Raw genomic sequence first — 23,648 nt, 5'->3', positions numbered from 1 at the left:
TATGCAGGCCAAGAAGGAAGATGTGTCGATGTCGCAACCTGTGATGGGTTGGGACCATCGGCCCGAAGCGCCCGATTGGACGCAAAAGACCCTGTTGGCCGTGGCCGAAGAAGACCACGCCCTTGCCGCCGAAGTGCCGCGCGACATCGCGCAATGGTGCCCCGGCTATGCCGAAGCGCCGATTGAACAGCGGCGGGAATTCTGGGTCGGCCTGATCTCGGCCCTTGCCAAACATGAAAGCACCTGGAACCCAGCAGCGGCCGGCGGTGGCGGGCGCTGGATCGGCCTGACGCAAATCTCGCCGCGCACGGCGCAGCAATATGGCTGCGAGGCGACCAGTTCCAGTGCGTTGAAGGATGGGGCGGCGAACCTGTCTTGTGCGGTGGATATCGCGGCTGTTCAGGTGGCAAAAGATGACGCGGTGGCCGGAACTGGGGCTGCGGGCATGGGGCGTGACTGGATGCCTTTCCGCAATGCGGGCAAGCGGGCGGAAATGATGAGCTTTACCTCGCAGCAGTCCTACTGCCAAAAGCCCGCCTAAGCGGGCTTTATTTCAGTCGATATAGCCTGGCGATATCTTCCAGCGCGCCCTTTTGCGCCTCGGTCACCTGACCGCCTGCGGCAGCCGCGACATCCTTTAGAACCTGCATCAGCGGGTTCAGGCTGTCGGCCCCTTTCAGCTTGGCCAACCGCCGCGTCAGGCGCGACAGGGCAGGCACCGGCCCACCACATTGCCCCATGAGCCAGCGGCCCAGAACCAGCGCCTCACGCGCCTGATCGGCGCTTTGCCCCAAAGTCACCTGCAGGCTGCGTGCCAAAGCGTCTTGGGTTTCGGTCGAAGGCAGGCCCGCCAATTCCAGAAAGGCCACCCCTGCCCCAGCAATGGCGACATCACCATCCTCCAGCGCATCAACGGGATGGATGTTGGCCTTGCGGCGAAATCCGAAACGGCGGGCGGCAGAGATCACATCGCCCGCCATATCGGCCAGTTCCTGCGCCGCGCCATGGGCGGCCTTTGCACGGGAAGACCAGATCAAAACCCCGGCGGCCAGGGCAATCAGCGCAAAGAAAAACGGCATTAGAACACCTTAGGGGCGAATGGTTCCATCCCCGGTTACCAGATATTTGAAACTGGTCAACTGTTCCGCCCCCACCGGGCCGCGTGCGTGCATCTTTCCCGTCGCAATGCCAATTTCCGCGCCCATGCCAAATTCGCCGCCATCCGCAAACTGAGTGGAGGCGTTGCGCATCAGGATCGCGCTGTCCAGCCGTTCAAAGAACCGCGCCGCCGTGGCGTCATTTTCGGTCAGGATGCTTTCAGTGTGACCCGAGCCATATTTGCGAATATGGCCAATCGCCTCATCCACACCATCGACCAGTTTTGCGGCGATGATCATGTCGAGGAATTCATGCCCGAAATCTTCGGGGTTTGCCTTGACCGTTCCGGGCACTTTCAGCAATTCGCCTTCGGTCCGAACCTCAACCCCCGCCTTGATCAGATCCTCGATCAGAACCGCCCCGTGTTTCGTATAGAACTGCCAATCGATCAGCAGGCATTCCGCCGAGCCGCAAACCCCGGTGCGCCGGGTTTTCGCGTTCAAGACCACCCGCCGCGCCTTTTCCAGATCGGCGTCGCGGTCGGCATAGACGTGGCAGATGCCCTCCAGATGGGCAAAGACCGGCACCCGCGCCTCGGATTGCACCAGCCCCACCAGACCTTTGCCCCCGCGCGGCACGATGACGTCGATCCACTGCGTCGCCCGCAGCATTTCGCCGACCATCGCCCGGTCGGTGGTATCGACCATCTGGATTGCGTCCTCGGGAAGACCGCCTTGTTTCAGACCCTGCTGCATGCAGGCATGGATCGCGCGGCTGGAGTGGAAAGATTCCGAGCCTCCGCGAAGGATCACCGCATTGCCAGCCTTAAGGCACAAGGCCCCGGCATCCGCCGTCACATTGGGTCGGCTTTCATAGATCACGCCGACAACGCCTAAAGGTGTCGCCACCCGCTGGATATGCAAACCGCTGGGCACATCCCATTCGGCCAGAACCCGCCCCACCGGATCGCGCAGTTCTGCCACGGTGCGCAGACCATCCACGATCCCCCGCAAGCGGTCTTCGTTCAGCGCCAGCCGGTCCAACATCGCAGGCGTCAGATCCCGCGCCTTGGCCGCTGCCATGTCCTTGGCGTTGGCTTCCAGAATTTCCGCCCGACGATCCCAAACCGCATGGGCCGCCGAGATCAGCGCCGCATACTTGCGCTCTTGTGAGGCATAGGCCAATTCCGCTGCCGCCGCGCGGGCCTTGGCGCCCATTTCCGCCATCAGACGGCTCATGTTATTCGCATCATTCATAGAAACCCCAGTCTTTGTTCGCCGCAGATAGCAGCAATGGCAGCAAATGCAGGTCATCCTGCAAATTATTCCCGCTGGCAGCAGACCAGAACAGCGAACAGGCACAGTTCACGGCAGCCCAAGCACAGATATAGGCCGGATCAACCGTCAACTCTGCCGCGAAAACCTGCGCCATTGCAGCGATCCGTATCGGCTTGCGGGCCAACTCCTGACAGTCGTGCGGGTTGCGAAAAGCATTTGCGAATTCAAAAGCCGCATTCCCCACCAGACCCTTGGCATCAATCGCCAGCCAACCGCGTGTGGATTGCAGAATATTGTCGTGATGTAGATCACCGTGCAGCGCCACCGTCGCTTTCGTTTCTGCCAACAAACGCAGCCCTATCTCGCGAGCGGCAAGGATCTGCGGCCGGATGGCCATGGGCAGTTTGGCCGGATCGTCGGAAAACAGCGCTTGCAGGTAGCGTTCCAGCGGCACCAACCTAGGGGTCGAACCTTGACGGATCAGGCGCGCCACATCAGCAATAACCCGGCTTGCTCCAACATCTTCGCCTTTGCGCACCATCTCGGACAGGGTCTGGCCGGGCAGATACTCCATCAGGATTGCGTCATCAGACCGCTCAAACACCTGCGCCATGCCAACTCCGGCAAGACCCTGCATCAACTGCACCCCATGGATTTCGTCAGCACCATAGGGTTTTAATATCTTGAGAACCGCAGGGCCGTGGTCCGGGCTTTCGGCGCGCCACAAACGGCTGGTTGCTGTTTCGGCAAAGGGATCAAGCCCTGCAAGACCCCACTGCTGGCAGGCGGTCTCGGGCATCATAGCACCATATCGTCCCGATGCACCAAGGCCGCCCGGCCCGCATGGCCCAGGATCGCCTCAATTTCTCCCGACCTGTGCCCTGCAATCGCCCGCGCCTCGGTGGCGCCGTAGCCTGCCAAGCCCTTACCCAAAGCCACCCCATCCGGCCCTAGAATAGCCACCGGATCGCCGCGGTCAAAGCGGCCCGTCACCGCCGTCACCCCCGCTGGCAACAGCGACTTGCCCGCCAAAAGCGCCTTGACCGCCCCCGCGTCCAGCCGCAATTCGCCGCGCGGCTTCATCGCGTTGATCCAACGCTTCCGCGCCGCCTGCGGATCGCCTTTCGGCAGGAACCACGTCCGGTTCGCACCTTCGGCCAAGGCCTGCAAAGGCCGCAGAACGGACCCCTCCATGATCGCCATGGCGCAGCCCCCCGCCACCGCCGTTTTCGCCGCCAGCAGTTTCGTCTTCATCCCGCCCTTCGACAGGCCGGAAATCGGATCGCCCGCCATCGCCTCGATTTCCGGCGTGATCGTCTCCACCAGATCAAAGCGTGTCGCGCTGGGGTCCTCTTTCGGATTGGCCGAATAGAAGCCATCGACATCCGACAACAGGATCAACTGATCCGCCCCCACCGTCACCGCAATCTGCGCGGCCAGACGGTCGTTGTCCCCGAACCGGATTTCATCCGTCGCCACCGTGTCGTTTTCGTTGACGATCGGCACCACGCCCAAACCCAGCAGGGTTTCCATCGTCGCCCGGCTGTTCAGATAGCGCCGCCGATCCTCGGTATCTTCCAGCGTCACCAGAACCTGACCCGCCGTGATGCCATAGGGGGCCAAGACTTCCTCATAGGCCCGCGCCAGCCGGATCTGCCCCACCGCTGCCGCGGCCTGCGCCTGTTCCAGGGGAAGCGCTGCATGCGGCAAGCTCAGCACCGTGCGCCCCAAAGCAATCGACCCCGAGGACACCAAAACCACGTCCGCCCCCCGCGCCCGCGCGGCGGCCACGTCGGCAGCAAGCCCCGCCAGCCAATCGGTGCGCAGACCCGTCGCCCGGTCCACCAGCAGGGCCGAGCCGATTTTGACGACGATCCGTTTGCCCGCCAGAATGTCGGGCGCTTTCAAGGATTTCAGGGCTGCCACGGCGCAGACTCCACAACTGGGGCCTCCGCCCGGATTTCCGTCATCAAGGCACGCAACACATCCTGCAAGTTCTTTCCGGCCACGCCAGAAATGGCATAGACCGGCCCACCGCTAGCCTTTTCCAGCGCCTTCTTGCGGGACGAAAGCGTCTTGCTGTCCAAAGCGTCGATCTTGTTGATCGCCACGACCCGCGGCTTGTCGCCCAGCTCGTCGGCATAGGCCTCAAGCTCGGTCACGATGGTCTTGTAATCCTTGGTGATCGTGCTGGACGTGCCATCCACCAGATGCAAAAGCACCTTACAGCGTTCCACATGGGCCAAGAATTGCGTGCCCAGACCCCGCCCCTCGCTCGCCCCTTCGATTAGACCGGGAATATCCGCCATCACGAATTCGGCCCCGTCGATGCCCACCACGCCGAGGTTCGGCACGAGCGTCGTAAAGGGATAGTCCGCAATCTTTGGCCGCGCATTTGACACGGCCGCCAAGAACGTCGACTTCCCCGCATTCGGCAGACCCACCAGCCCCGCATCGGCAATCAGCTTCAGCCGCAGCCAGACGGTGCGCTCGATCCCCTCTTGCCCCGGATTGGCCCGTGCGGGTGCGCGGTTCGTGCTGGTCTTAAAGGCCAGGTTCCCCCAACCGCCATTGCCGCCCTTGGCCAACAGCACACGCTGCCCCACCGTCACCAGGTCGGCAATCACCGTTTCTTCGTCTTCGTCGATGATTTCCGTGCCCACCGGAACCCGCAGGATGATGTCATCCCCCGTCTTGCCCGTCCGCTGGCTGCCCATCCCCGGCTGGCCGCTTTTGGCAAAGAAATGCTGCTGATAGCGAAAGTCGATCAGCGTGTTCAGGCCTTCAACAGCCTCAGCCCAGACCGAACCGCCATTGCCCCCATCGCCACCATCCGGCCCGCCGAATTCGACGAACTTTTCCCGCCGGAAAGACACGCAGCCCGAACCGCCGCCACCCGAGCGGATATAAACTTTGGCAAGATCGAGGAACTTCATCGGGGAAACTTTCGGGTTGGGGGCGTCGAATGGCGATAAACCCCTAACCGCAAAGGATCAAGGTCCGTCAGGCCGTTGGTTCTGGTCGTTCGTCCAGCCGCAGTTGCAGGAAGACGAGATCGAGCCAGCGCCCGAACTTTTGTCCCACCTGCTCCATCCGTGCCACTTCGACAAACCCCAATTTTTCATGCAACCGGATCGAGCCGATGTTGCCCGCCTCGATCCCTGCGACCATCACATGTTTACCCTGTTCGCGGGCATCGTCAACCAAGGCCTGAAGCAAAGCCTTGCCCACGCCCCGGCCTTGCATGTCAGGCGCCACATAGACCGAGTTTTCCACCGTGCCACGATAGCCATCAAAGGCCCGCCAGTCGCCATACGAGGCATAGCCCAGAACCTGCTTGCCCAGCACGGCGACAAAAACCGGGAAACCCCGCCCCATGCGGTCGGCATACCAGCGTTCGCGGTTGTCCAGATCAACCTGCGTATCATTCCAGATCGCCGTGGTTTCGCGCACCGCATGATTGTAGATCGCCATGATCTGCGGCAGATCGACGGGTTCGGCCATGCGGATCGTGCTGTCTGTCATGGTGCGTTCACTCTTGAAACCGGTCTCTCGGGGCATCGAGCCGCTCTTTCCGGGCTGAGGACTTTCGGCCCTCACGGTGGCGTGGTTTCCTCCCCCCGAGGAGATTGGGAGAACGGGAGGAGGAAGCCGCAGGCTAGCCCAGCTTTCGGGTATAGGTCCAGGTCGGCACGCGGGCATTGCGCGCGACCGAAAAGGTTTCGGCGTCGCCCAGATACTGGAAACCGGCATGGGTCAGCACGCGTGCCGAACCGGGATTGTCCTGAAACACCTCGGCAAAGATGGTGCAGTTGCCTTGCGGGTTGGCGGCGATCAGTGCTTGAACCGCCTCGGACGCGATACCCAGATTCCAGAAGGCGGGGGCGACCCAATAGCCGACCTCGGACTGGTTCCTGTCCATCTTTTTCAGGCTGATGACACCCAGCACCTCAGCCAGACCCGTGGCGCTGCCATCCATCACCCAGATGTCCTCATCCGCAGGTCCTGCCATCGCGCGGGCCACGAAAGCCTCGGCCGCGCCGGGCGGCAAGGGATGCGGGATGGATCGCGTCGCCTCGGCCACCCGCTTGTCGCCCGCATACATGGCGAACAGCCCGGCATCCGAGCGGCGCACCGGGCGCAGCACGAAACGACCAGCAGCGATCTGACCCTTTTCGGGCGCGGTGATCATGTCCAACGTCATGGCTTCCCTCCTTCGAAGCACATGGATAGCCGATTGGCGTTTATCAACGCCTTTCGTCCACAATCTGCATGAATCGCGGCACCCGTAGGGCACCGCGAAAATTTAGGCAAAGAAAGTTCGGCAGGTTTCATGCCGCCACCTGCGCCTGACGGGCCGCATGTTTCGCCTTGGCCTTGATCCGCCAAGATGCTTTGCGTTCCCAATCGCCGGCCATGATCGAACCATAGGGGATGATTTCATCCACCACCTCGGCCAGACCAAACTGGGCCATCTGCCGCCGCACTGTCGCCGCGGGTTTATAGGCGCTTGGCAGTTCCGCCACGTCGATTTCGCCGCTGAAAAAGCGCGCATCCAAGCCCGCCGTTTCGCGTGCAAAAACCTCGGCCTCGGAATGGTCGCCCAAACCGCGCTTATGCGCCATCCGCGACAGGTTGCGCCCTGCCCCGTGCGGGGCAAAGCCCAAGTTCTGGGCGTTCGGCGTGCCCCGAATCAGCAGCACGGGTTCGGCCATGTTCAGGGGCACAATCTGCGTGCCACTGCCATCTGGCAGGAAATCGGCGGCAATCGGCGTAGCCCCCTTCGCGTGATAGAACAAATCCCCCCGCCGGAAGACGAAGTTATGTTCGTTCCAGAACCGTTCGACCACCTTCAGACCCAAGGCCACCGTCACCGCCTGATGAAGGGCGTTGTGGTTGGCCTTGGTCCAGCGGCGGATCAGTTGCAGCGCGTCCCAGTATGCCACGCCCTCCGGGCTGTCCGACGGAATCCAAGCGTTCTCTTTGTCGGTCTTGGGCGACAATCGCTTGCGGAAGCGTTCCGCCATATGCATGCCCAGCTTGTAAAGCCCCGCCCCCGGCCCGCGAGAGCCGTGGTGCGTGACAAGACAAACCGTGCCCTTCGCCGCCGAGCGCCCGACAAAAGCGAAATGGTTGCCATCGCCCTGCGTGCCCATATGTTCGATCGCCGCCCGGATGATCTTGTCATCATTCAGGAACATGTTGGCGCGGAACCCATCCAGCAGATCCAGCGACACGGTAAAGCGTCGCCCATTGGCCCGCCCACCGGGGCCGAAATGGGTCGCCTCATGCGCGGCATCCAGAACGGCCTTGGGGTCGGCATCGGCAAATTCGGTCAGCATGACCGAACAGCAGATGTCGGCGGAATGCATCCCCGGATGGATCGCCTTTTCAGCCACGACAACGCCGCCCACCGGAATGGTGCCGACCGGACCAGCAGGGCAGGCGTCGGGCATGACAGCACCGCCACGCACCGTGGGGGTGCGCATCAGGCTCGCCATGGTTTCCTGCACCTTTTGAACGTTCACCGCTTCCAGATCATCTTCGGCCTGAATGTTCATCTGCCAAGCCGGGGCCTGTTCGTGCAGTTCCATAAAGGGCGCTGGCATCACGCTGGCGGCATAGGCGCGCAACGCCTCGCCCTCCAGGCCATTCGCATTGGCATAGGCCAAAGCATCCGCAAGCGCTTTCCCTTGCGGGAAGCCAAGGTCGATCAGATCTTTTCCGGTGACGGTCATTTCCTTTTCCAGTCTCTCTCACCATGAACCCGCTTGCGCGGGGCTTGTCAGACCGGTCCGAAATGAAGAAGGGGACCGGCCCTTTGGCCGATCCCCTGTTTACAATCAGATTGTAAAGGTTCGGCTTATTCTGCTGCCTCTGCCACTGGCAGGACCGAGATAAACGTGCGGCCCTTCAGGCCTTTCTTGAACGTCACCTTGCCCTCGACCGTTGCAAAAATCGTATGATCCGTGCCCATGCCGACGCCGTTGCCCGGGAACCAGGTCGTGCCGCGCTGGCGCACGATGATATTGCCCGGAATGGCCGACTGGCCACCGAACAGCTTCACGCCCAAACGACGACCGGCCGAATCGCGGCCGTTACGGGATGAACCGCCTGCTTTCTTGTGTGCCATGGGGGATTACTCCTTCGCAGCAGCGGCCTTGGCGGCACGCTTCGGTTTCGCAGGGGCTTCGGCAGCGTCCGCCGCCGGAGCAGCCGCTTTCGCAGCCTTGGCTTTCGGAGCGGGGGCCGCAGCGGCACCAGCATTATGGGCCGAACGGCGCGCGTCGGCGGTGCCGGTGGCAACCGTCACGCCCGACTTGTCGGCACCCGAGGCCAGAACATCGGTCACCCGCAGCAAGGTCAGTTGCTGACGATGGCCCTTCGTGCGTTGCGACGAATGCTTACGACGACGCTTCACAAAGTGGATGACTTTCTCACCCTTGATCTGTTCGATCACTTCGGCCTGCACAGCCGCACCAGCCACCAGCGGAGCGCCCAGAACGGGTTTGTCGCCGCCGACCATCAGAATTTCGTTGAACTGGATTTTGTCACCAGCCACAGCTGCAAGCTTTTCAACGCGCAGGATATCCCCCGCCTTGACTTTGTACTGCTTGCCGCCGGTTTTCAGAACCGCGAACATGCGTTCATTCCTTTTCATTGCCGCGTCCTGTGGCCCTGGCCTCTGCCAGCGTTCGGTCTTTGCCTCGGACAGCGCGCCCCTTTCGGGACGGTTGTCAAAATTGCGAATCCCCCCACTCGGGCCATGCCCGGCAGAGACGGGCGCTTATCGGGGATCATCGGGCCTTCGTCAACGTCTAATTGCAGGGAATTCAGATATCTTCCCCGGCCATTTCCGCCGCCGATGCCCGCCCCATCGCCCGCGACACCGGCACGAAAACCTCACCAAAGGCGGCAAACAGCGCCCGGTTCACCTTTTGCCCGGCAGCGCTTTCGGCAAAAGCCTGATAGGCCGCCAGATCCTCATCCGACAGGGGCTGATAGGCCATCACCAGAAAGCCGAACAACCATTCCTCGGTATCCGCCCGGATCTGCGGCTCCTGCCCCCAGACGTCCGACAGGATTTCCTCTTCCGTCATTCCCGGCCCGAAAGCCCCGCCTTCCGACAGCCCTTTGTAAAACTCCATCGACCCATTCAGCGAGGCCGCGACGTTCAGTTCCACCAGCTCATTCGTTTCGGCAAAGTTCTGCAAGGCCGCCATACGCGGATGGCCTTCGGCGATCATATCCTCCACCGTCACCCGCGCTGCCTCTTGCGCCGCCTCGTCCAGCAGGGTCTTGCGCGCCGCAATTTCCAGATCGACGATCCGCTGGCCACGGGCGGAACCAAAGAACTGCATCGCCGCATCCAAGGCCGCAGGGTCCGACGCCAGCTCGATCAGCAGACGATCCTCAAACCGTTCGCGCATCGGCCCCTTGGCATAGATCGCCCGCACGCGATCCAACCATTCCGGCCCACCCCGGCCCGGAAACATCTCATCCTCAATGCTTTGACCGTAATCGACGCCCTCATCCAGCATCACCTGAAAGATGTCGTCCATCTTGAGCGTCTGGGTCAGCGCCCCGATCCGTTGCGCGGTGACACCCCTAATGGTGGTTTCCGCCATCACAGGCAAAGGCGCCAAGGGCATTGCCGTGGCGATCAGCAGCGAGATAAGCAGCGGGCGCAGAACCATGGGCGGACCTTTCGATGATCTGCCCGAAAGCTAGGCCCCCCGCGTGGATTTGCCAAGCGGGGGGCTAAGCGGTCACGCAAAGGTGCTTAGGAAAGCGCCGCCTTCACCGCATCCGCCATCTTGGTCGTCGGACGACCGATCAGCCGCGAAAGGGTCTTGCTGTCGTCAAATAGCGCGCCTTTCGACGCCTGCACGTCACTGTCGGCCAAGATCTTTGCGAAACCTTCCGGCAGGCCAAAGCTTTGCAGGATGCCCGCATAGGTGTCTTCCGGCAGGTTGTTGAAGGGGATCGTCTTGCCCGTCACCTGACTGACCACCGTCGCCATTTCGGCCACGGTAAAGCTGTCATCCCCCGCCAGTTCATAGACCTTGTTCTCGTGCCCGGCCCCAGCCACGGCCGCAATCGCCTCGGCATAGTCCTGACGGCTCGCCGCCGAAATCCGCCCTTCACCGGAGGAGCCGATCATCGCCCCGGCCCCAATCGCCCCGCCCAGATTGCCGGTGTGGTTTTCCAGATACCAGCCGTTGCGCAGGATCGTATAGGTCAGGCCCGAATCCTTCAGGGCCGCTTCGGTGGCAATATGATCGCCCGCCAAAATCATCGGCGAAGCGTCGCCCTTCAGCAGCGATGTATAGACCACCCGCTTGACGCCCGCCGTTTTGGCCGCCGCGATCACCTTCTTATGCTGGCCCGCCCGGTCGTCAAAATCATTCGACGAGATCAGCACCAGCGTTTCGATCCCCGCCAAGGCAGCAGCATCCGCCGCTTTGTAATCAAACACACGCGCCGCAACGCCCAGATCCGCGGCCTTGCCCGTGTCGCGCACCAGCGCCACGACATCCGCGCCTTTGGCCTTCAGCGCGGCCACCGCCAGACGCCCTAACTGCCCCGTCGCACCCGTCACACCAATTGTCATGATCATCTCCTACTTTGCGTTTTGCTGCGTTGCCCCCGACATACGCCTTTACTTACGAATAGGAAGTACCTACATTTTTGTAAGTTTGAATTTTCTGGTGCCACCATGAACTCTGACCGCTTTTCCCTGCCCATCCCTGCCCCCGACGTCTTGTCGGAACGCTGCCCTTCGCGCGATGTGCTGCGCCATATGACCAGCCGCTGGGGCACTTTGGTGCTGATCGTCCTTTGCCACGGCACCCACCGTTTTTCGGAATTGAAACGCAATATAGGCGGCGTCAGCGAAAGGATGCTGGCCCAGACCCTGCAACAGCTGGAAGGCGACGGGTTGGTGCTGCGCGTGGCGCATGATGTCGTCCCACCCCATGTCGAATATTCGCTGACCCCCCTTGGCCAAGGCGCCGCCGACCGCCTGCGCGAACTCGCCGCCTGGATCGAGGACAACCTGCCCGCCTTTCTGCCCGCCCAAGCCGCCTGAGCGCCCTTTCCCGGCGTTATTTTTCACAGCCCCCCTTGCACCCCCAGCAACCCTTCGCTAAATCCCCGCCCACGCCACCACCCCGGAGAGGTGCCAGAGTGGCCGATTGGGCCGGTTTCGAAAACCGGTGTGGGTGCAAGCCTACCGTGGGTTCGAATCCCACCCTCTCCGCCACCCAGCCCTGTCTCAGCGCCTGTATTTCGTTCTAAGCCGAATTTCTCCCGTGTTTCCGGGGCTTAGCGGGTGCCGCTGCGCGCGGAGACTGAACCCACCTCCTTCCTTGCGCGCCTTTCCGGCCCGCGTCTCCGCGGAGTTTGGAAGTGGTTCGGTTTGCGATGATCCAATGCAGAAACAGGGAATTATCAGGGAATAGACGTCCCTGAGAGGCGGTTCTGGTGGAATCTGTCCTGAATCATCCTGCAATGCCCGTGGCTTAGCGCGGAATTCCCTGTTCGGGAATAACAGGGAATTTAATCAAGGTGATCAGGGAATAAAATTCAGCAGAACAGGGAAAGAATTGGGAAGAACAGGGACTTGCGTTAAGGGCTGTTTGGGGTGCCCGTAGACGTTGTTGCCCCCTCTCTGGATCAGGTGATCCCAAAACTCCGCGCCTGCTCGGCCCAATCCATCGGGATGCCGTCGCGGATGAGCCGGGCGAGGGAAAGGTCTGGCGGCTGACGCCCTTCCAAAATGACGGCCTGCAGGCTTGGGGCCAGAAACGCCAGCGGAATGCGGTTGCGGACATAGGGCTCAGATCGACCTGCGGCTTTTGCAATCTCGGCCAGCGATGTCCCCTCTCGCAAGGTTCTGACCCAAAGCCGGGCCTCGGCGAGCGCGCGGATAAGGACAGGGTCCGGCGCAGGAAGCCTCTCGCCTGCCACCATCCGGGTCTCAATTCCCCGGCGGCGCAGTGAGAAGGGCTGCTCAAAGCAAAGCAGATCAGGGGCTAGGTGATCGGCCGATACTTCGAGGGCGGCGGAAATCGGGTCCTGCGCAAGGCTGATGCGCACAAAGCCCTGACCAAGATCGAGCTTTGCAATCAGATCTGCCAGAAGCGGCGGGTCCGCTTCAAGCTTTTCGGCGAGACCCTGCGCACGCGCCGCAATCTGTGTCGCCTGCGTCACATCCGGTGTGACCAGCAGCCCATGGCGCTCTGCCGCTGCCCGCAAATGGGCCGCAACCAATTGGCGGACCGTGGCTTCCAAGGCCTCGGCAGGCAGCCGCCAACCTGTGGGATCCTTGCCCCCTGCAATCAGGCGGTGGGAGACATAATAGGCAAAGCGGCGGCCATGGCGCTGGGTGTGGGTTGGGGTCAAGACATCACCTGTCTCGTCGCGCAGCTTGCCAGCCAGCACACGGGCCTCGGTCGGCGTCGGGCTGCGGCCGCGGGGTCGGGCGCTTGCCGACATGAGTTTGGTCTGCACCTGCTGCCAAAGATCGGCATCGATAATGGCCGGATGCTGACCGGGATAGGTTTGGTCCTTGTGTCGGATGCGGCCAGTATAGACCGGGTTCATCAGCAGATAATGCAACTGGCCACGGCTGAATGGGCTCGTGTCGGGTTTTGCGCCTGATGTGATGTCGGGGCCGCTGGTTGCGAGTAGGACTTCCTTGGATTTGGGAAGCAGGCCAAGCTCACGTGCCCTGATCTCTAACAGACGCAGATTGCCCAGTTCGGCGTAAAGTTGGAACAGTTGTTTGACGGTCTCGGCTTCGCCCGGATGGATCACCAACTCCCGGCGTTGGGGATCGGGGTGGCGGTCATAGCCCAAGGGGAGACTGCCGCCCATCCAGAGGCCCTTCTTCTTGGAGGCAGCAATCTTGTCGCGGATGCGTTCGGCGGTGACTTCGCGTTCGAACTGCGCGAAGGACAACAGCACATTCAAGGTCAAGCGACCCATGGAAGTCGCCGTGTTGAAGGCCTGTGTCACCGAGACGAAGGAACAGTTCTTGGCGTCCAGCCGCTCGACCAAGCGACCAAAGTCGGCCAGCGATCGGGTCAGGCGGTCGATCTTGTAAACCACCACCATGCCAATGCGTCCGGCGTCGATTTCGGCCAGCAGGCGCTGCAAACCCGGGCGTTCCAGCGTGCCCCCCGAAATCCCCCCATCGTCAAACCGTTCGGCGATGAGCTTCCAGCCTTCATGGCGCTGGCTGGCGACATAGGCCGCGCAAGCCTCATATTGGGCATCCAGCGAATTGAAGGCCTGATCGAGCCCCTCATCGGAGGATTTGCGGGTGTAGATGGCGCAGCGGATTGCGGGCTTTTGGGTCATTTGGAACCCGCCTTGCGCCGGGGGACGACAACCTGACCCGCCTTGGTTGTAGCCTCGGCGGCATCAATCAGACCAAAGAACCGAGGCCCCGACCATCGGGCCCCGGTGATGGCGCGGGCGATGGCGGAGAGGGAGCGATGGCAAGTGCCGTTCCAGAGGAACCCGTCTGCGACGACATCCACGACATGGGTTGTGCCGTTCCATGCGCGCAGGAGCCGGGCGCCGGGCTTGAGGCTGAGTGCAGCCTTCTGCACTTCTCCTGCAGCCAAGCGGTCAAGCCGCGCGGCAAGTGCGGGGGCAAGATCGCCCCCCTTCCGCGCTTGCAGGGCGAAGGCGAGATAGCGGCGTTGCATCAACTGGCTCATGCCGGGCGGCACAGAACCGCCCAGCAGTTCCGCCCAGAGCGTGGCCAGACCAGCCCGATCCAGCGCGTCGAGTTCTTTGACGGTGGTCATGTCCGCACCGGGGCTGGGTCAAGGCTGGCTGCCGCCGGGTCTGTCGGCAGTTGGGCGGTTGCGGCAGGCGTAGAGATTGTCGGATCGGTCGCACCCGTTTCTGCGGGTTCGGCGATGTTTGCAGCCGCCCTTTCCCCCGTCCCCGCTGCCGCAATCTCGACAGCACTAGAATCCAGCGCGGCACTTTCCACGCCATAGATACTGTCCGTGCCCTCGCGACGCCGGGTGAGCACGAGCCCTGACTTGCGCAAGCCGCTCAAGGCCGCGCGGATGGTATGGGCTTGCCAGCCGGTCAAGCGCATCAGATCGGCCAGCGAGGCACCGCCGGGGGCCAGTACCTTCTCCCGCAGAAGCGCGGCTTTGGTTTGGCGAGGGGCGATTGCGATCAATGAAGCCTGTGCCGCAGATGGCGCATCCATGTTGGCTGAATTATCCTCGACCAAATCTTCCGCCGGATCTTCGACGGTATTGCCGACGGGCGGGATATCGGCGGAATGGACGGCACCATCTAGATGGTCGTTGGTTGCTGGCACCGTCATACCATCATCAGCCGCGGGCTTGGGCGCGCCCTTAGGGCTGCAGGTGACGGCTGATCCGTTCTTCCTCTGTCTGGTCATGATCTTTCTCCGGTACTTGCGGCGCGCACAACGCGACGACGCGTACCGGAACGAGCCCGGACGGGACCGGGCTTGGATCAGACCAACGCTCCAAAACACGGTGAAGTCCAATGGAAAGGAGGCCATAGGGGGTTATGATTTTGATTTTATGGAACAGTGCTCGTTGCGTCTGGTCGATCTGACGACAGCCCGTGCTACTCACCGGGATCGAAAAAAGGGCGAACCGCTGCTCGGACAGACTTGCAAGGCGCGAGGCCGTTGCCAATCAGCACTGGATCACTAGCAAGGATCACCAGCCACCCGCCCCGCTCAATCTTCTTCGTCTTCGCATTCCGGCAAGGTGGCCCAGAGCAGGGTCAAGGCATGACCCTCCTTGCCAATGCGCACCTGTTCGAAGAGTTCGGGGATGTCCGCGTTTGTCCAAGCGGCGGGCGCGACCTCGCCCATCGCCGTGGTGCCTTCTAACCTGCGCCCGAAGGCTTCCGCTGTCCGGCTGAGTGCTGAAACCACCTGTTGTGGACCGCGTTCGATCCATGGAAATCGCGGTCCGCGCACGACATAGCGGATGACGCGGTTCTTGGTCCAAACCGCAGCAAGGGGTTCATCATGGCGTGCGACAAGACAGCGCGCGGCGGCTTCCAGGCTGAGTTCCAACCGATCCCTGAGGCCCCTAGCGGCTGCTATGCTCGGTTCCGCAACAGTAAAAAGGGCCGCCAGAGCCTGCGGCGCCAAGAGGGCGATGGCAAAGGCATTGGCCTCCGCCTCTTGCCTCTGATGCAGTTGCGCCGTCCGCGCCTCGCGCAGATCGTTTTGTGTGCAGGTGAACCGGCCGTCGAGGCCCAGCACATGGCGCTCCAGCAGAAAGTGCCCCAGTTCATGGGCGAGGCTGAACCGGGCGGCTGGCATCCCCCGCTTGGTGTTGACCAGGATTTGGCCTTGGGTGCGAAGGCGGTCGGTCAGCAGCATGCCTTCAAAACCGTCGAGTTGTTCATAGCGTATGTCGGCGATGTCGAGGCTGCGGGCGATCTGATCAACGGGGACAGCGCCCTGCAGTGGGCCCATCCGGCGATGAATGGCCTGCGCCAGTTGGTCGGGCTTATGGATGTCGGCCAGATCAACGCGATCAAGCTGCAGGGCTTTACTCCTCGGCGGATGGTGGGGCGGCACTGGCCCGCATCGACTTTACCATCGTCTCGATGATGTCTCGATCGCGTTCCGACAGGTCCTTCAGATCGCGATGAATGCGCTGGATCTGCTGAGCGACCGGCGGTGGCGTCTCGGCCTCGCCGATCAAGGCCTCGGCCGAAACCCCGAAGAACTGCGCCAGCTTTTGCACCAATTCAAAGGAGGGGTTGGCGGTCCGGCCTTTCTCCAATTCCCAGATATGCGCCTTGGACACGCCGACCGCGTCGGCAACTTGCTGCAGGGAATATTTGGTCCCTTGGCGCAGATCGAACAGGCGTTCTGCGAGGCTCATGGGGTCGGTCCTTCAGTTCGTTCGCCACATCTTACGAATCTATACGCCCAGATCTTGCGCAAGACAAGCGGACGATATATCTTACGAATAGGGGTGATACGTCGCCCGACTCAGCGATGCGCCAAGGAGGCTGTCATGACCCAGACCATCGAGATGATCCCCCCGGCTTCGCTGCGGCCTTGGGCCACGAACGCTCGGACACACTCCAAGAAGCAGCTGAAGCAGATCGCAGCGTCGATCGAGACCTTTGGCTTCACCAATCCGGTGCTGATCGATCAGAGCAACACGATCCTTGCCGGTCACGGCCGGGTAGAGGCGGCCAAACATCTGGGTCTGACAGAAGTGCCCTGTGTGCGGATTGAGCATATGAGCGAGGCCGAGAAGCGGGCCTATGTCATTGCCGACAACAAGTTGGCCCTGAACGCGGGTTGGGATGAGGAACTTCTGGCGCAGGAGTTGCAAGGGCTGCTCGCCACCGAAAACATTGGCTTTGACATCGGGGTGATCGGCTTTGAAGTGGCCGAGATCGATGCGCTGGTGGAGGGTCTGACGCCCGAAGAACCTGGGGATCCGGAGGATGACATTCTGCCCGAGTTTGCCCCGCGCCGGGTCCATGCGGGCGATATTTGGCAGCTTGGCACTCACCGTTTGATCTGCGGGGATGCGCTGGACGCGGGCATCGTTGCGGCGGTGATGGAGGGGGATCAGGCGCGCATGGTGTTCAGCGACCCGCCCTACAATGTGAAGATCGATGGCCATGTCGGCGGTTCCGGCAAGGTGAAGCACCGTGAGTTCGCGATGGCTGCCGGTGAGATGACCATGTCGGAGTTCACCGCCTTCCTGACACGGGCTTTGCAAAACATGGCCAATCACAGTGTGGACGGTTCGATTCACTTCCACTGCATGGATTGGCGCCATATGGGCGAAATGCTGGCCGCGGGTCATGCGGTCTATGATGAATTGAAGAACCTGATCGTCTGGGCCAAGGACAATGGCGGCATGGGCACCTTTTACCGCTCGCGCCATGAATTGATCTTTGCCTTCAAGAAGGGCACCGCGCCCCATGTGAACAGTTTTGAGCTGGGCCAGCATGGTCGCTACCGCACCAATGTCTGGAACTACCGGGGTGTGAACAGCATGCGGAAGGGCCGCATGGACGAACTGCGTCTGCATCCGACGGTCAAGCCGGTGCAAATGATTGCGGATGCAATCCGGGATGTGTCGGGGCGCGGCGAGATTGTGCTGGATGTCTTCGGGGGATCAGGTTCAACTTTGATTGCGGCCGAGAAGACCGGGCGGCGGGCGCGGCTGGTGGAACTCGACCCAATCTATTGTGACCGGATCCTGACCCGTTGGGAAATCCAGGCCAAGGATATGGCGGAACAATTGGTTTGTGGTTGGCCAAGGGCCGCTTCTGTGGCGGAAGCCGTCGCATGACGCCGGATGACCTGACTCCGCCAAAACAACCTGGCCCCGGCAAGACGGGTCCGCTGGCGGTGCGGCCCGGCTATGCCGTAGGTTACGCCAAGCCTCCGCAGGCCAGTCGTTTCCAGAAGGGGAAATCCGGCAACCCGCAGGGTCGCCCGAAAGGCGCGAAGAACCGCAAGCCATCGCTGAACGAAGAGCGCATGAAGGACCTGATCCTGACGGAGGCCTATCGCGGCATCACGGTGCGCGACGGGGACCGCAATGTGACCGTGCCCATTGCGCAGGCCGTGTTGCGATCCCTGGCGGTCAATGCCGTCAAAGGCCAGCACCGTTCACAACGGCTTTTTGCGGAACTTCTTTCTGCGGTGGAAACCAGCAACAAGGCGCTGCATGACGAGTGGTTCAATGTGGCGTTGGATTACAAGATCAACTGGGAAAACGAACTGACGCGGCGCGCACGCATGGGTATTGTCGGCGAACCAGATCCGCTGCCCCATCCCGATCATATCCGCTTTGACATGCAGCGCGGCACTGTCATCATCAGCGGGCCTATGACGGCAGAAGAGAAAAGGACCTATGATAGTGCCTACAACCACTTGCGCCATCAGGTGATCCTGCGGGAAATGTGCCGCGAGGCGATCGCCACCGAGACCGACCCCAAGGAACGCGAAGATCTGAAACGTCACTTCGAGATCGCAGACGCCCAGATTGCCCGCTGGCGCATTGTGCTTCCCGAAGACCTGTACCCCGTTCGGATCGACGCTGCGTTGCGCAAGCAGATGCGCGCCTTACGCAAGAAATGGAGCATCCTGATTGCCCATGAAATGCTGGCGGCCGACAGCACCGAATATTGAACCAAGCATTGAATAGCGGAAAGTTTGGCCCTCAAAATAAAGTAGTCCAGTCAAGATAGATTGAGGCTGTCACGCAGGTCTGATGTTGCGGGCAATTTGATGATTCTATGGACAAGCGAGATGAGATGGACCTTTCGCACGCCTGAAAGGGGTCCGACCTGCGACCTTCAGGTTATGAGCCGAACCCGCACAATTTTGCAGGCCTCATCCATATCAAGCACTTGCCCCATATCCCTTTGAAAGGTTTAGATTTCTTCTCGACACGGGACGGATGCCAGCGCGTTTCGAGGGAACAGGACGGTCCCAGACTGAATTCAACGGTTGACCAGACGTTGACAAGTGCGCCGGATCATTCTCGTCAAGATCATCGCCAAAGCCTCCGCGAAATATATAAGCGCGTCGGTCGGGCGACCTTAGAAATTCGAAACCGGTAGACAGCAAGACGTCCAATCGTTCGATCAACTTCGTTCCACAAGGTCCACTAGGCGTAGGTAACGGTGATCCGACGTCAGCGCAGGGGCGACTTCAGCAATGAGGGCAAGGATCTTCGGCAGCTCATACGGTCGCCGGGTCACAACCTGCGGTGTCACCCTATCCATCAAGTCCAAGGTAGTTTCCGGGAACCGTGTCGTCAGAGGTACTTCCCCACTGATCTCCCTTGTGAAGCGGTAAAACGGCTGGTCATTCACTTCCACACCGACGAGGAACTTCTTTACTGCTTCATAAACTACCGGAAACCTGTCGCCGGTATCGTCAAGCAGACTGATCCAAGCCTTCATGGACGCAGTAGTCCTGTATCGGCGCTCTCGCGGCCAGTCACCTTCGATGAAGGGGATGACAAGGTCCGTCCAACCGTTTTCGTTTTTCTGTCCGACTTGTCCCAGCCAGAATATGAGGTCGTTTCGTGTGCCGTCGGACATTTCACGGAGAACAGACCTCATCTCTGATCTCGTCAGGCCACCTGCCTCATCCGGATGAAAAATTCGCATGAAGCCCAACCACTGGGCTGCAACCTTTGAAACGTCACGGTTCCAAGAAAACCCCTCTATGAAGGGGAAAAGTTGCAGCAGTAGAGGCTTTATGGCTTCTGCCAGCGGTGGCCAAGGCACGCGGCCACTGTGCAAGAATCCGTTCCAAGCAGGCTCTGAAGCCGGGTGTTCGAAAGCCAGCAATGGGATTAGTCGTTCTTGGGTCCAATCGGGATCGATGAACATGAGCCAGTTGAGCTTGCTGGTCGCTACTGACACAGCGTGATCTGAACCCTCGCCTGGTGCCGCAAAAAGGCGTTCCAAGCGGGACTTGATATGGTTTGGAACCAACGAACCGGCTTCCTGCTTCTTCCCAGGCACAGCATCGAATAGCGCCTCGGTGCACATACCAATTGGTCCGTTGATGGCATGATCGAGTGTGCGACGCGACCGCTTGACTACTTCTCCACCTTGGCGAACCTCACCAAGTCCACTGTTTGCAGCTTCAAGTCCACCGCTGATGATCCCATCGACGATGTGATCGAACACTTTCCACCCAAGATCGTTGTCGAACTCGAGTACCAAAGCCAGGTTCTTTTCAAGCCATCGACCCAAGGTATGGCTAAGTTCAGCAACCACCCCATGCGGAAGACCTGCCAGTCGACGTAGGAAGACGGTCCTAAGACGAGGGGATACATCTTGTGGCATTTCGTTGATCAATGCTGACCAAAACACCTTCGGGTAGTCGCCAGCCTTCCCCGCGACGGTCAAGGCGGAAAGAGCCTTTCGCGGGCTGGCTTTCACTAGGCCCGTAAACGGGCGCTTCTCAGTGAAACTGCCGAAGTCTCGTTTCAGGACTTCCTTTGCCTTTGCTACGATCTCACCCACTGGGACGTCGATGATGGCATCCGGCGCATCATCTGTGCCGACATAGCTGACGTGCGACCCTCGCTCTGTAACTGTCGATTTTGCCCACCCGTCGCTCCATCTCGGAATTTTCTGCAGCATCTGTGCGAGCCGTTCAGTTCGATCAGCCGCCAACATACAGCCTTGAAGTTCGAGGTAACGGGCATAACGGGCAGCGAACTCGTCACGGATTCCGGGGAACTCTTCGTCAGACCAGTGAGGAAGCTGATTTGGACCCGACAAGATCCGATCAGTTAGGCGCTCCCTATCCTTTTCTGAGAATTCTGACCATCGATCGACAAGCAAGAACAAAAGCTCCCTGACGACGTCGATGTCCCAGAATGCCTCCTGATCTAGTGCCAGCAATACATTGGCGACTTCTTCTGCCCCGAATACCCCGACCTTGTTCAGAGCGTAGAGCTTTAGCTTTCGAAAGAAGAATCGGTCAGAGGCTGGCCAGGTCGCTGCATGCGCATTTGCAAGGTTGGGCGACATGCTCGCCAACCGATCAAAAAGCTGGATAAACCAGCTCATGACCTCAGCAGCCTTTGTCACGTGCTCTCTGCCGTCGACCTCTCGCATCGGATAGCAAGTAGGGGTCTGAAAATACGTCGTCCCGACATCCTCCAAAAGACCAGACGCTACTTTGAGCTGGTCCTCAAGGATACCAATTATACTGGGGAGGTGCTCATCAGGTACTTCAAGGTCGTCATTGTGGCGCTCGAGGAACTTCACCTCGAACTGACCAATGTCGCCGACACGGCTTGTTTCCCACGGAGTGAAGGGCGGCTTGACCTCGCCTATTCCAAACAGGGGCCGGACTTCGACACGAGGAGTGGCCACCCGTCGAAACTCTCTCAATACACCTGCTGTCCAGCCTTCAATACCGACACGTTTCTTGAAATCGAACCAATCTCCATCCCATTTTCGATTGCGTGGGTCTCGGTGGCGTTCGAGGATCAGGTTCCAGACATGGCGGGCTCGCCGGTCCAGATCCTCACCACGTTCAAGCTGCCACTCTATCTGCTGCAACAGCCGCGGGTGAATGCCGTCTTGCCGAACGGCCCACCAGGCCAGCACTGGGCTTTGGATTGACTTGCCGATCCAGCTTATCAGGTGACCAAGCCGAATAGGGGTCGCCTCGAAACCTTCGGCTTGCCTCCCGACTAATCGATGAAACTCGGTCGGATTGTCATCATCTTCTCGCCAGACAAGCAGGTTATCGTTGCCGTTTCTGTACCTTTTGTCCTCCTCCGAAAAATCCTCCAGGTCGTCGTCGAGTCCATACGCGGCTTGGGGATCAAAGACCTCCAAGTCATCACGGTAGCCGCTCTTCTTCTTGGCTGACCGTACATTTGCATCCATCACGCAGATCCATTCCGCGTGCGGCGCCGGAGTGCTCTCGGCGAACAACCTCGCCCCACGTGCAGTGCGAAGCACGTGTGCCACTTGTCCCCGAATGTGAGGTGGGAATCCTTTTGGATCATGCCGACTCGCAGCAATGACAGACGCACGCCAAGATCGCGGATCATCAGCTCGGTCCGCCCATGCCTCCATCGTCTTCCATAGCACTGGATGATCGGAATACGCTATTGCAGTCACGCCCCGATCACGCCATTTGGTTTCGATTTCTTCCGGAAGTCCACGATCAAATGCATAAAGCCGCGAACGATCATATTGACCGTCATGGTTTAGACCTTGGAGCAAGTACTTGATCGGAGGGTCTTCGGCTTGGTAACCGACCAAAACTACGGTGTAGCGCTCGAGAAGGCTTCGGACGAAGTTTGTTGCCCATCCCTCCGAGAGATAGGCTCGTCCGAAATCCGCACTGCTAAGCACATAAGGATATCGGTCCGAGGTTGGATCCACCAATCGCCCGTGTAGGTACGTGATCCCTTCAATTGTCGTGCCGAAGTTCAAATCGGGAAATGCGGGTGGCTCGTGCAGAACTAACTTTTCGCTATTAGGTGCCAGCTCGAACAATCTGTCGAAGTTCGTCGTCACGATCTGCGGTTTGCCGCTCTGGCTTGATGAAATGCGTTTGATTAGTTCATGCTCACGTCCGACTTTCCCAACACTTGAGGCGACCATCAGCCTTTTCGTTACAAGCGCGTTGACTTCTTCCTTCCCATACTCCTGGTGCAGAAGGTTAAAAATTTGATCAAGCGGAACGTTCCCTGCCGATGAGCCATCCAACCAGGGCCGAAACGCAGCCATGATTTCAGAATCGGCAGGTGGATCAAGAAACTCGACGACATGCTTCGTGAGGCCGACGAAAGTAGGCATGCCAGAGGGCAGCGATACGCCTGCACCGCAAAGGAAAACAACTCGGCCGGCGTCGCACCGTTCAAGCAGCATGTCCGGTATTGAAGGTCCGTCGGCGTGAAATCTCATGCTACTATCTTCACACTACTTCGCCACATCCGAACCAGTTCAAGACAGCCCGCGCCTCTTCAACATTCCTGACCCGTAGCTTTATCTCGCCCCGCCCACTGGTTTCTGCGGTCGGAAACCTTGCAAGCGTTTGGTCGGCCTGTACGATTCCAGCGTTAATTGCTGGCTTTCGAAAATACCACAGGACCCACTTTTGATTCAGCACGGCAGAAAACAACCATGCTCCATCAGCCTCAAAACGCAACTCCCGTGCTATGTACCCATGCCCTGCTGGACGAACCGTCATTCCCTCGGGAAGCCAGGCATGCGCAAATGCGAGGTAGGCTTCGCGTACAGAGTCATCGACGAGATGGCTCAGTTGTTCTTCCAGAGCTGAAGGGTTCAAGAGCATTTCGGCACCCAATGGATTGATGCTGCCAAGATCGCTGTCCCCGCGATGGAATGCAATCCTGAGGCGCTGTGGTGCGCATACTTGTTGTCAGCGTCCGATGAAGAGATGATTGATCGTGCACATCCCCACGCCTTCGCGTAACCCACTGATAAAGCTTGCCGGAACGCCCCTTCCCAACCCAATTCCACCTTCCGCCTGTATTCCAGTCCCGACCCCGTGGTCCGACTTGATAGTGGCGCGGGTCTAGGCCTGTGTCGTTGGGCAAGGAGGCGTGATGTATGGTCAAGCGACTGAAACTGAATGAGAAAACCCTGCGCGAGGCGGGGCACTGTCAGAGGAACTCTGGTTGCCCAGACATCCTCTGACGGCTAGCCTTCCGGGATGACCCAGCCTTCGCCCTTTCGGTACTTCAAGAC

Annotated in this window: 22 protein-coding genes, 1 tRNA gene and 1 pseudogene; 5 read left to right on the top strand and 19 right to left on the bottom strand. The window is 60.1% G+C overall.

Features of this window, described 5'->3' with window-relative positions:
- The first annotated feature begins 1 nt into the window (after position 1).
- Positions 2–541, top strand: a complete 540-nt coding sequence (locus IE095_RS12950) for a transglycosylase SLT domain-containing protein (protein ID WP_229804774.1) — start codon at positions 2–4, stop codon at positions 539–541.
- Between the two features lie 7 nt (positions 542–548).
- On the opposite strand, the gene IE095_RS12945 is transcribed toward IE095_RS12950, so the two are convergent.
- The 12 genes and pseudogenes from IE095_RS12945 to IE095_RS12890 form a co-directional block, all read right to left on the bottom strand.
- Entirely contained in the window at positions 549–1,079 is a 531-nt protein-coding gene (locus IE095_RS12945; RefSeq protein WP_189412097.1) for a hypothetical protein, read from the bottom strand.
- Positions 1,080–1,088: 9 nt separating this feature from the next.
- The gene (locus IE095_RS12940) at positions 1,089–2,354 is read right to left on the bottom strand and encodes a glutamate-5-semialdehyde dehydrogenase (RefSeq protein WP_189412096.1); all 1,266 of its coding nucleotides are present in this window, start codon (positions 2,352–2,354) and stop codon (positions 1,089–1,091) included.
- Positions 2,347–3,174, bottom strand: a complete 828-nt coding sequence (locus IE095_RS12935; protein WP_189412095.1) for an aminoglycoside phosphotransferase family protein — start codon at positions 3,172–3,174, stop codon at positions 2,347–2,349. The genes IE095_RS12940 and IE095_RS12935 overlap by 8 nt, the downstream gene beginning before the upstream one ends.
- A complete protein-coding gene (proB, locus tag IE095_RS12930) occupies positions 3,174–4,301 on the bottom strand; it encodes a glutamate 5-kinase (RefSeq protein WP_189412094.1) in 1,128 nt (375 codons plus the stop codon). Before proB ends, IE095_RS12935 begins: the two co-directional genes overlap by 1 nt.
- The gene (gene obgE, locus IE095_RS12925; protein ID WP_189412093.1) at positions 4,289–5,311 is read right to left on the bottom strand and encodes a GTPase ObgE; all 1,023 of its coding nucleotides are present in this window, start codon (positions 5,309–5,311) and stop codon (positions 4,289–4,291) included. The genes proB and obgE overlap by 13 nt, the downstream gene beginning before the upstream one ends.
- Before the next feature lie 67 nt (positions 5,312–5,378).
- Positions 5,379–5,900 carry a GNAT family N-acetyltransferase gene (locus IE095_RS12920; RefSeq protein WP_189412092.1) on the bottom strand — a complete coding sequence of 174 codons (522 nt, stop codon included), beginning with the start codon at positions 5,898–5,900 and terminating at the stop codon, positions 5,379–5,381.
- Between the two features lie 133 nt (positions 5,901–6,033).
- Complete coding sequence (locus tag IE095_RS12915; RefSeq protein ID WP_189412091.1) at positions 6,034–6,579, bottom strand: GNAT family N-acetyltransferase; 546 nt, start codon at positions 6,577–6,579, stop codon at positions 6,034–6,036.
- 127 nt (positions 6,580–6,706) lie between these two features.
- Entirely contained in the window at positions 6,707–8,113 is a 1,407-nt protein-coding gene (locus IE095_RS12910; RefSeq protein WP_189412090.1) for an RtcB family protein, read from the bottom strand.
- Positions 8,114–8,238: 125 nt separating this feature from the next.
- Positions 8,239–8,508 (bottom strand): 50S ribosomal protein L27, encoded by a 270-nt coding sequence (gene rpmA, locus IE095_RS12905; protein ID WP_189412089.1) that lies wholly within the window; start codon positions 8,506–8,508, stop codon positions 8,239–8,241.
- Between the two features lie 123 nt (positions 8,509–8,631).
- Positions 8,632–9,018, bottom strand: a pseudogene (rplU, locus tag IE095_RS12900) (50S ribosomal protein L21); the annotation flags it as partial.
- Between the two features lie 190 nt (positions 9,019–9,208).
- Positions 9,209–10,072: a DUF2059 domain-containing protein gene (locus IE095_RS12895; RefSeq protein WP_189412088.1), complete on the bottom strand. Its 864-nt coding sequence runs from the start codon at positions 10,070–10,072 to the stop codon at positions 9,209–9,211.
- An 86-nt stretch (positions 10,073–10,158) separates the two neighbouring features.
- Positions 10,159–10,989: an SDR family oxidoreductase gene (locus IE095_RS12890; RefSeq protein WP_189412087.1), complete on the bottom strand. Its 831-nt coding sequence runs from the start codon at positions 10,987–10,989 to the stop codon at positions 10,159–10,161.
- 105 nt (positions 10,990–11,094) lie between these two features.
- Here IE095_RS12890 and IE095_RS12885 point away from each other — a divergent pair, with 105 nt between their 5' ends.
- Entirely contained in the window at positions 11,095–11,466 is a 372-nt protein-coding gene (locus IE095_RS12885; RefSeq protein WP_189412086.1) for a winged helix-turn-helix transcriptional regulator, read from the top strand.
- 84 nt (positions 11,467–11,550) lie between these two features.
- Positions 11,551–11,640: transfer RNA gene (locus IE095_RS12880), tRNA-Ser, on the top strand.
- Between the two features lie 413 nt (positions 11,641–12,053).
- Here IE095_RS12880 and IE095_RS12875 read toward each other — a convergent pair.
- The 5 genes from IE095_RS12875 to IE095_RS12855 form a co-directional block, all read right to left on the bottom strand.
- Positions 12,054–13,742, bottom strand: a complete 1,689-nt coding sequence (locus IE095_RS12875; RefSeq protein WP_189412085.1) for a recombinase family protein — start codon at positions 13,740–13,742, stop codon at positions 12,054–12,056.
- Entirely contained in the window at positions 13,739–14,197 is a 459-nt protein-coding gene (locus IE095_RS12870) for a DUF2924 domain-containing protein (RefSeq protein ID WP_189412084.1), read from the bottom strand. The genes IE095_RS12875 and IE095_RS12870 overlap by 4 nt, the downstream gene beginning before the upstream one ends.
- Positions 14,194–14,736, bottom strand: a complete 543-nt coding sequence (locus IE095_RS12865) for a DUF3489 domain-containing protein (RefSeq protein WP_189412083.1) — start codon at positions 14,734–14,736, stop codon at positions 14,194–14,196. The genes IE095_RS12870 and IE095_RS12865 overlap by 4 nt, the downstream gene beginning before the upstream one ends.
- A 387-nt stretch (positions 14,737–15,123) precedes the next feature.
- Positions 15,124–15,876 (bottom strand): ImmA/IrrE family metallo-endopeptidase, encoded by a 753-nt coding sequence (locus tag IE095_RS12860; RefSeq protein WP_189412082.1) that lies wholly within the window; start codon positions 15,874–15,876, stop codon positions 15,124–15,126.
- A 76-nt stretch (positions 15,877–15,952) separates the two neighbouring features.
- Complete coding sequence (locus IE095_RS12855) at positions 15,953–16,291, bottom strand: helix-turn-helix domain-containing protein (RefSeq protein WP_189412081.1); 339 nt, start codon at positions 16,289–16,291, stop codon at positions 15,953–15,955.
- Between the two features lie 135 nt (positions 16,292–16,426).
- Here IE095_RS12855 and IE095_RS12850 point away from each other — a divergent pair, with 135 nt between their 5' ends.
- Positions 16,427–17,728, top strand: coding sequence for a site-specific DNA-methyltransferase (locus tag IE095_RS12850; RefSeq protein WP_189412080.1), 1,302 nt, complete (start codon positions 16,427–16,429; stop codon positions 17,726–17,728).
- Positions 17,725–18,573, top strand: a complete 849-nt coding sequence (locus IE095_RS12845; protein WP_189412079.1) for a DUF5681 domain-containing protein — start codon at positions 17,725–17,727, stop codon at positions 18,571–18,573. The genes IE095_RS12850 and IE095_RS12845 overlap by 4 nt, the downstream gene beginning before the upstream one ends.
- A 458-nt stretch (positions 18,574–19,031) precedes the next feature.
- Here IE095_RS12845 and IE095_RS12840 read toward each other — a convergent pair whose 3' ends face one another.
- Positions 19,032–22,805: an SIR2 family protein gene (locus IE095_RS12840; protein ID WP_229804772.1), complete on the bottom strand. Its 3,774-nt coding sequence runs from the start codon at positions 22,803–22,805 to the stop codon at positions 19,032–19,034.
- A 46-nt stretch (positions 22,806–22,851) separates the two neighbouring features.
- Positions 22,852–23,226 (bottom strand): hypothetical protein, encoded by a 375-nt coding sequence (locus IE095_RS12835; protein WP_229804771.1) that lies wholly within the window; start codon positions 23,224–23,226, stop codon positions 22,852–22,854.
- Positions 23,227–23,648 lie beyond the last annotated feature (422 nt).

It is taken from the genome of Neogemmobacter tilapiae (assembly GCF_014652215.1).
GTDB classification, from domain to species: Bacteria; Pseudomonadota; Alphaproteobacteria; order Rhodobacterales; family Rhodobacteraceae; genus Neogemmobacter; species Neogemmobacter tilapiae.
Note: the sequence above shows the minus strand (reverse complement) of the source record. Positions and strands in the feature narration are given on the sequence as shown.

Bases quoted from the DNA above. Each gene is read 5' to 3' on its own strand.
- IE095_RS12875 (WP_189412085.1), bottom strand. From the start codon at position 13,742: ATGACCCAAAAGCCCGCAATCCGCTGCGCCATCTACACCCGCAAATCC.
- IE095_RS12915 (WP_189412091.1), bottom strand. From the start codon at position 6,579: ATGACGTTGGACATGATCACCGCGCCCGAAAAGGGTCAGATCGCTGCT.
- IE095_RS12885 (WP_189412086.1), top strand. From the start codon at position 11,095: ATGAACTCTGACCGCTTTTCCCTGCCCATCCCTGCCCCCGACGTCTTG.
- IE095_RS12840 (WP_229804772.1), bottom strand. From the start codon at position 22,805: ATGCTGCTTGAACGGTGCGACGCCGGCCGAGTTGTTTTCCTTTGCGGT.
- IE095_RS12935 (WP_189412095.1), bottom strand. From the start codon at position 3,174: ATGCCCGAGACCGCCTGCCAGCAGTGGGGTCTTGCAGGGCTTGATCCC.
- IE095_RS12850 (WP_189412080.1), top strand. From the start codon at position 16,427: ATGACCCAGACCATCGAGATGATCCCCCCGGCTTCGCTGCGGCCTTGG.
- IE095_RS12870 (WP_189412084.1), bottom strand. From the start codon at position 14,197: ATGACCACCGTCAAAGAACTCGACGCGCTGGATCGGGCTGGTCTGGCC.
- IE095_RS12945 (WP_189412097.1), bottom strand. From the start codon at position 1,079: ATGCCGTTTTTCTTTGCGCTGATTGCCCTGGCCGCCGGGGTTTTGATC.
- obgE (WP_189412093.1), bottom strand. From the start codon at position 5,311: ATGAAGTTCCTCGATCTTGCCAAAGTTTATATCCGCTCGGGTGGCGGC.
- IE095_RS12845 (WP_189412079.1), top strand. From the start codon at position 17,725: ATGACGCCGGATGACCTGACTCCGCCAAAACAACCTGGCCCCGGCAAG.
- IE095_RS12890 (WP_189412087.1), bottom strand. From the start codon at position 10,989: ATGACAATTGGTGTGACGGGTGCGACGGGGCAGTTAGGGCGTCTGGCG.
- IE095_RS12855 (WP_189412081.1), bottom strand. From the start codon at position 16,291: ATGAGCCTCGCAGAACGCCTGTTCGATCTGCGCCAAGGGACCAAATAT.
- IE095_RS12940 (WP_189412096.1), bottom strand. From the start codon at position 2,354: ATGAATGATGCGAATAACATGAGCCGTCTGATGGCGGAAATGGGCGCC.
- IE095_RS12895 (WP_189412088.1), bottom strand. From the start codon at position 10,072: ATGGTTCTGCGCCCGCTGCTTATCTCGCTGCTGATCGCCACGGCAATG.
- IE095_RS12920 (WP_189412092.1), bottom strand. From the start codon at position 5,900: ATGACAGACAGCACGATCCGCATGGCCGAACCCGTCGATCTGCCGCAG.
- IE095_RS12860 (WP_189412082.1), bottom strand. From the start codon at position 15,876: ATGGGCCCACTGCAGGGCGCTGTCCCCGTTGATCAGATCGCCCGCAGC.
- rpmA (WP_189412089.1), bottom strand. From the start codon at position 8,508: ATGGCACACAAGAAAGCAGGCGGTTCATCCCGTAACGGCCGCGATTCG.
- IE095_RS12950 (WP_229804774.1), top strand. From the start codon at position 2: ATGCAGGCCAAGAAGGAAGATGTGTCGATGTCGCAACCTGTGATGGGT.
- IE095_RS12865 (WP_189412083.1), bottom strand. From the start codon at position 14,736: ATGACGGTGCCAGCAACCAACGACCATCTAGATGGTGCCGTCCATTCC.
- IE095_RS12910 (WP_189412090.1), bottom strand. From the start codon at position 8,113: ATGACCGTCACCGGAAAAGATCTGATCGACCTTGGCTTCCCGCAAGGG.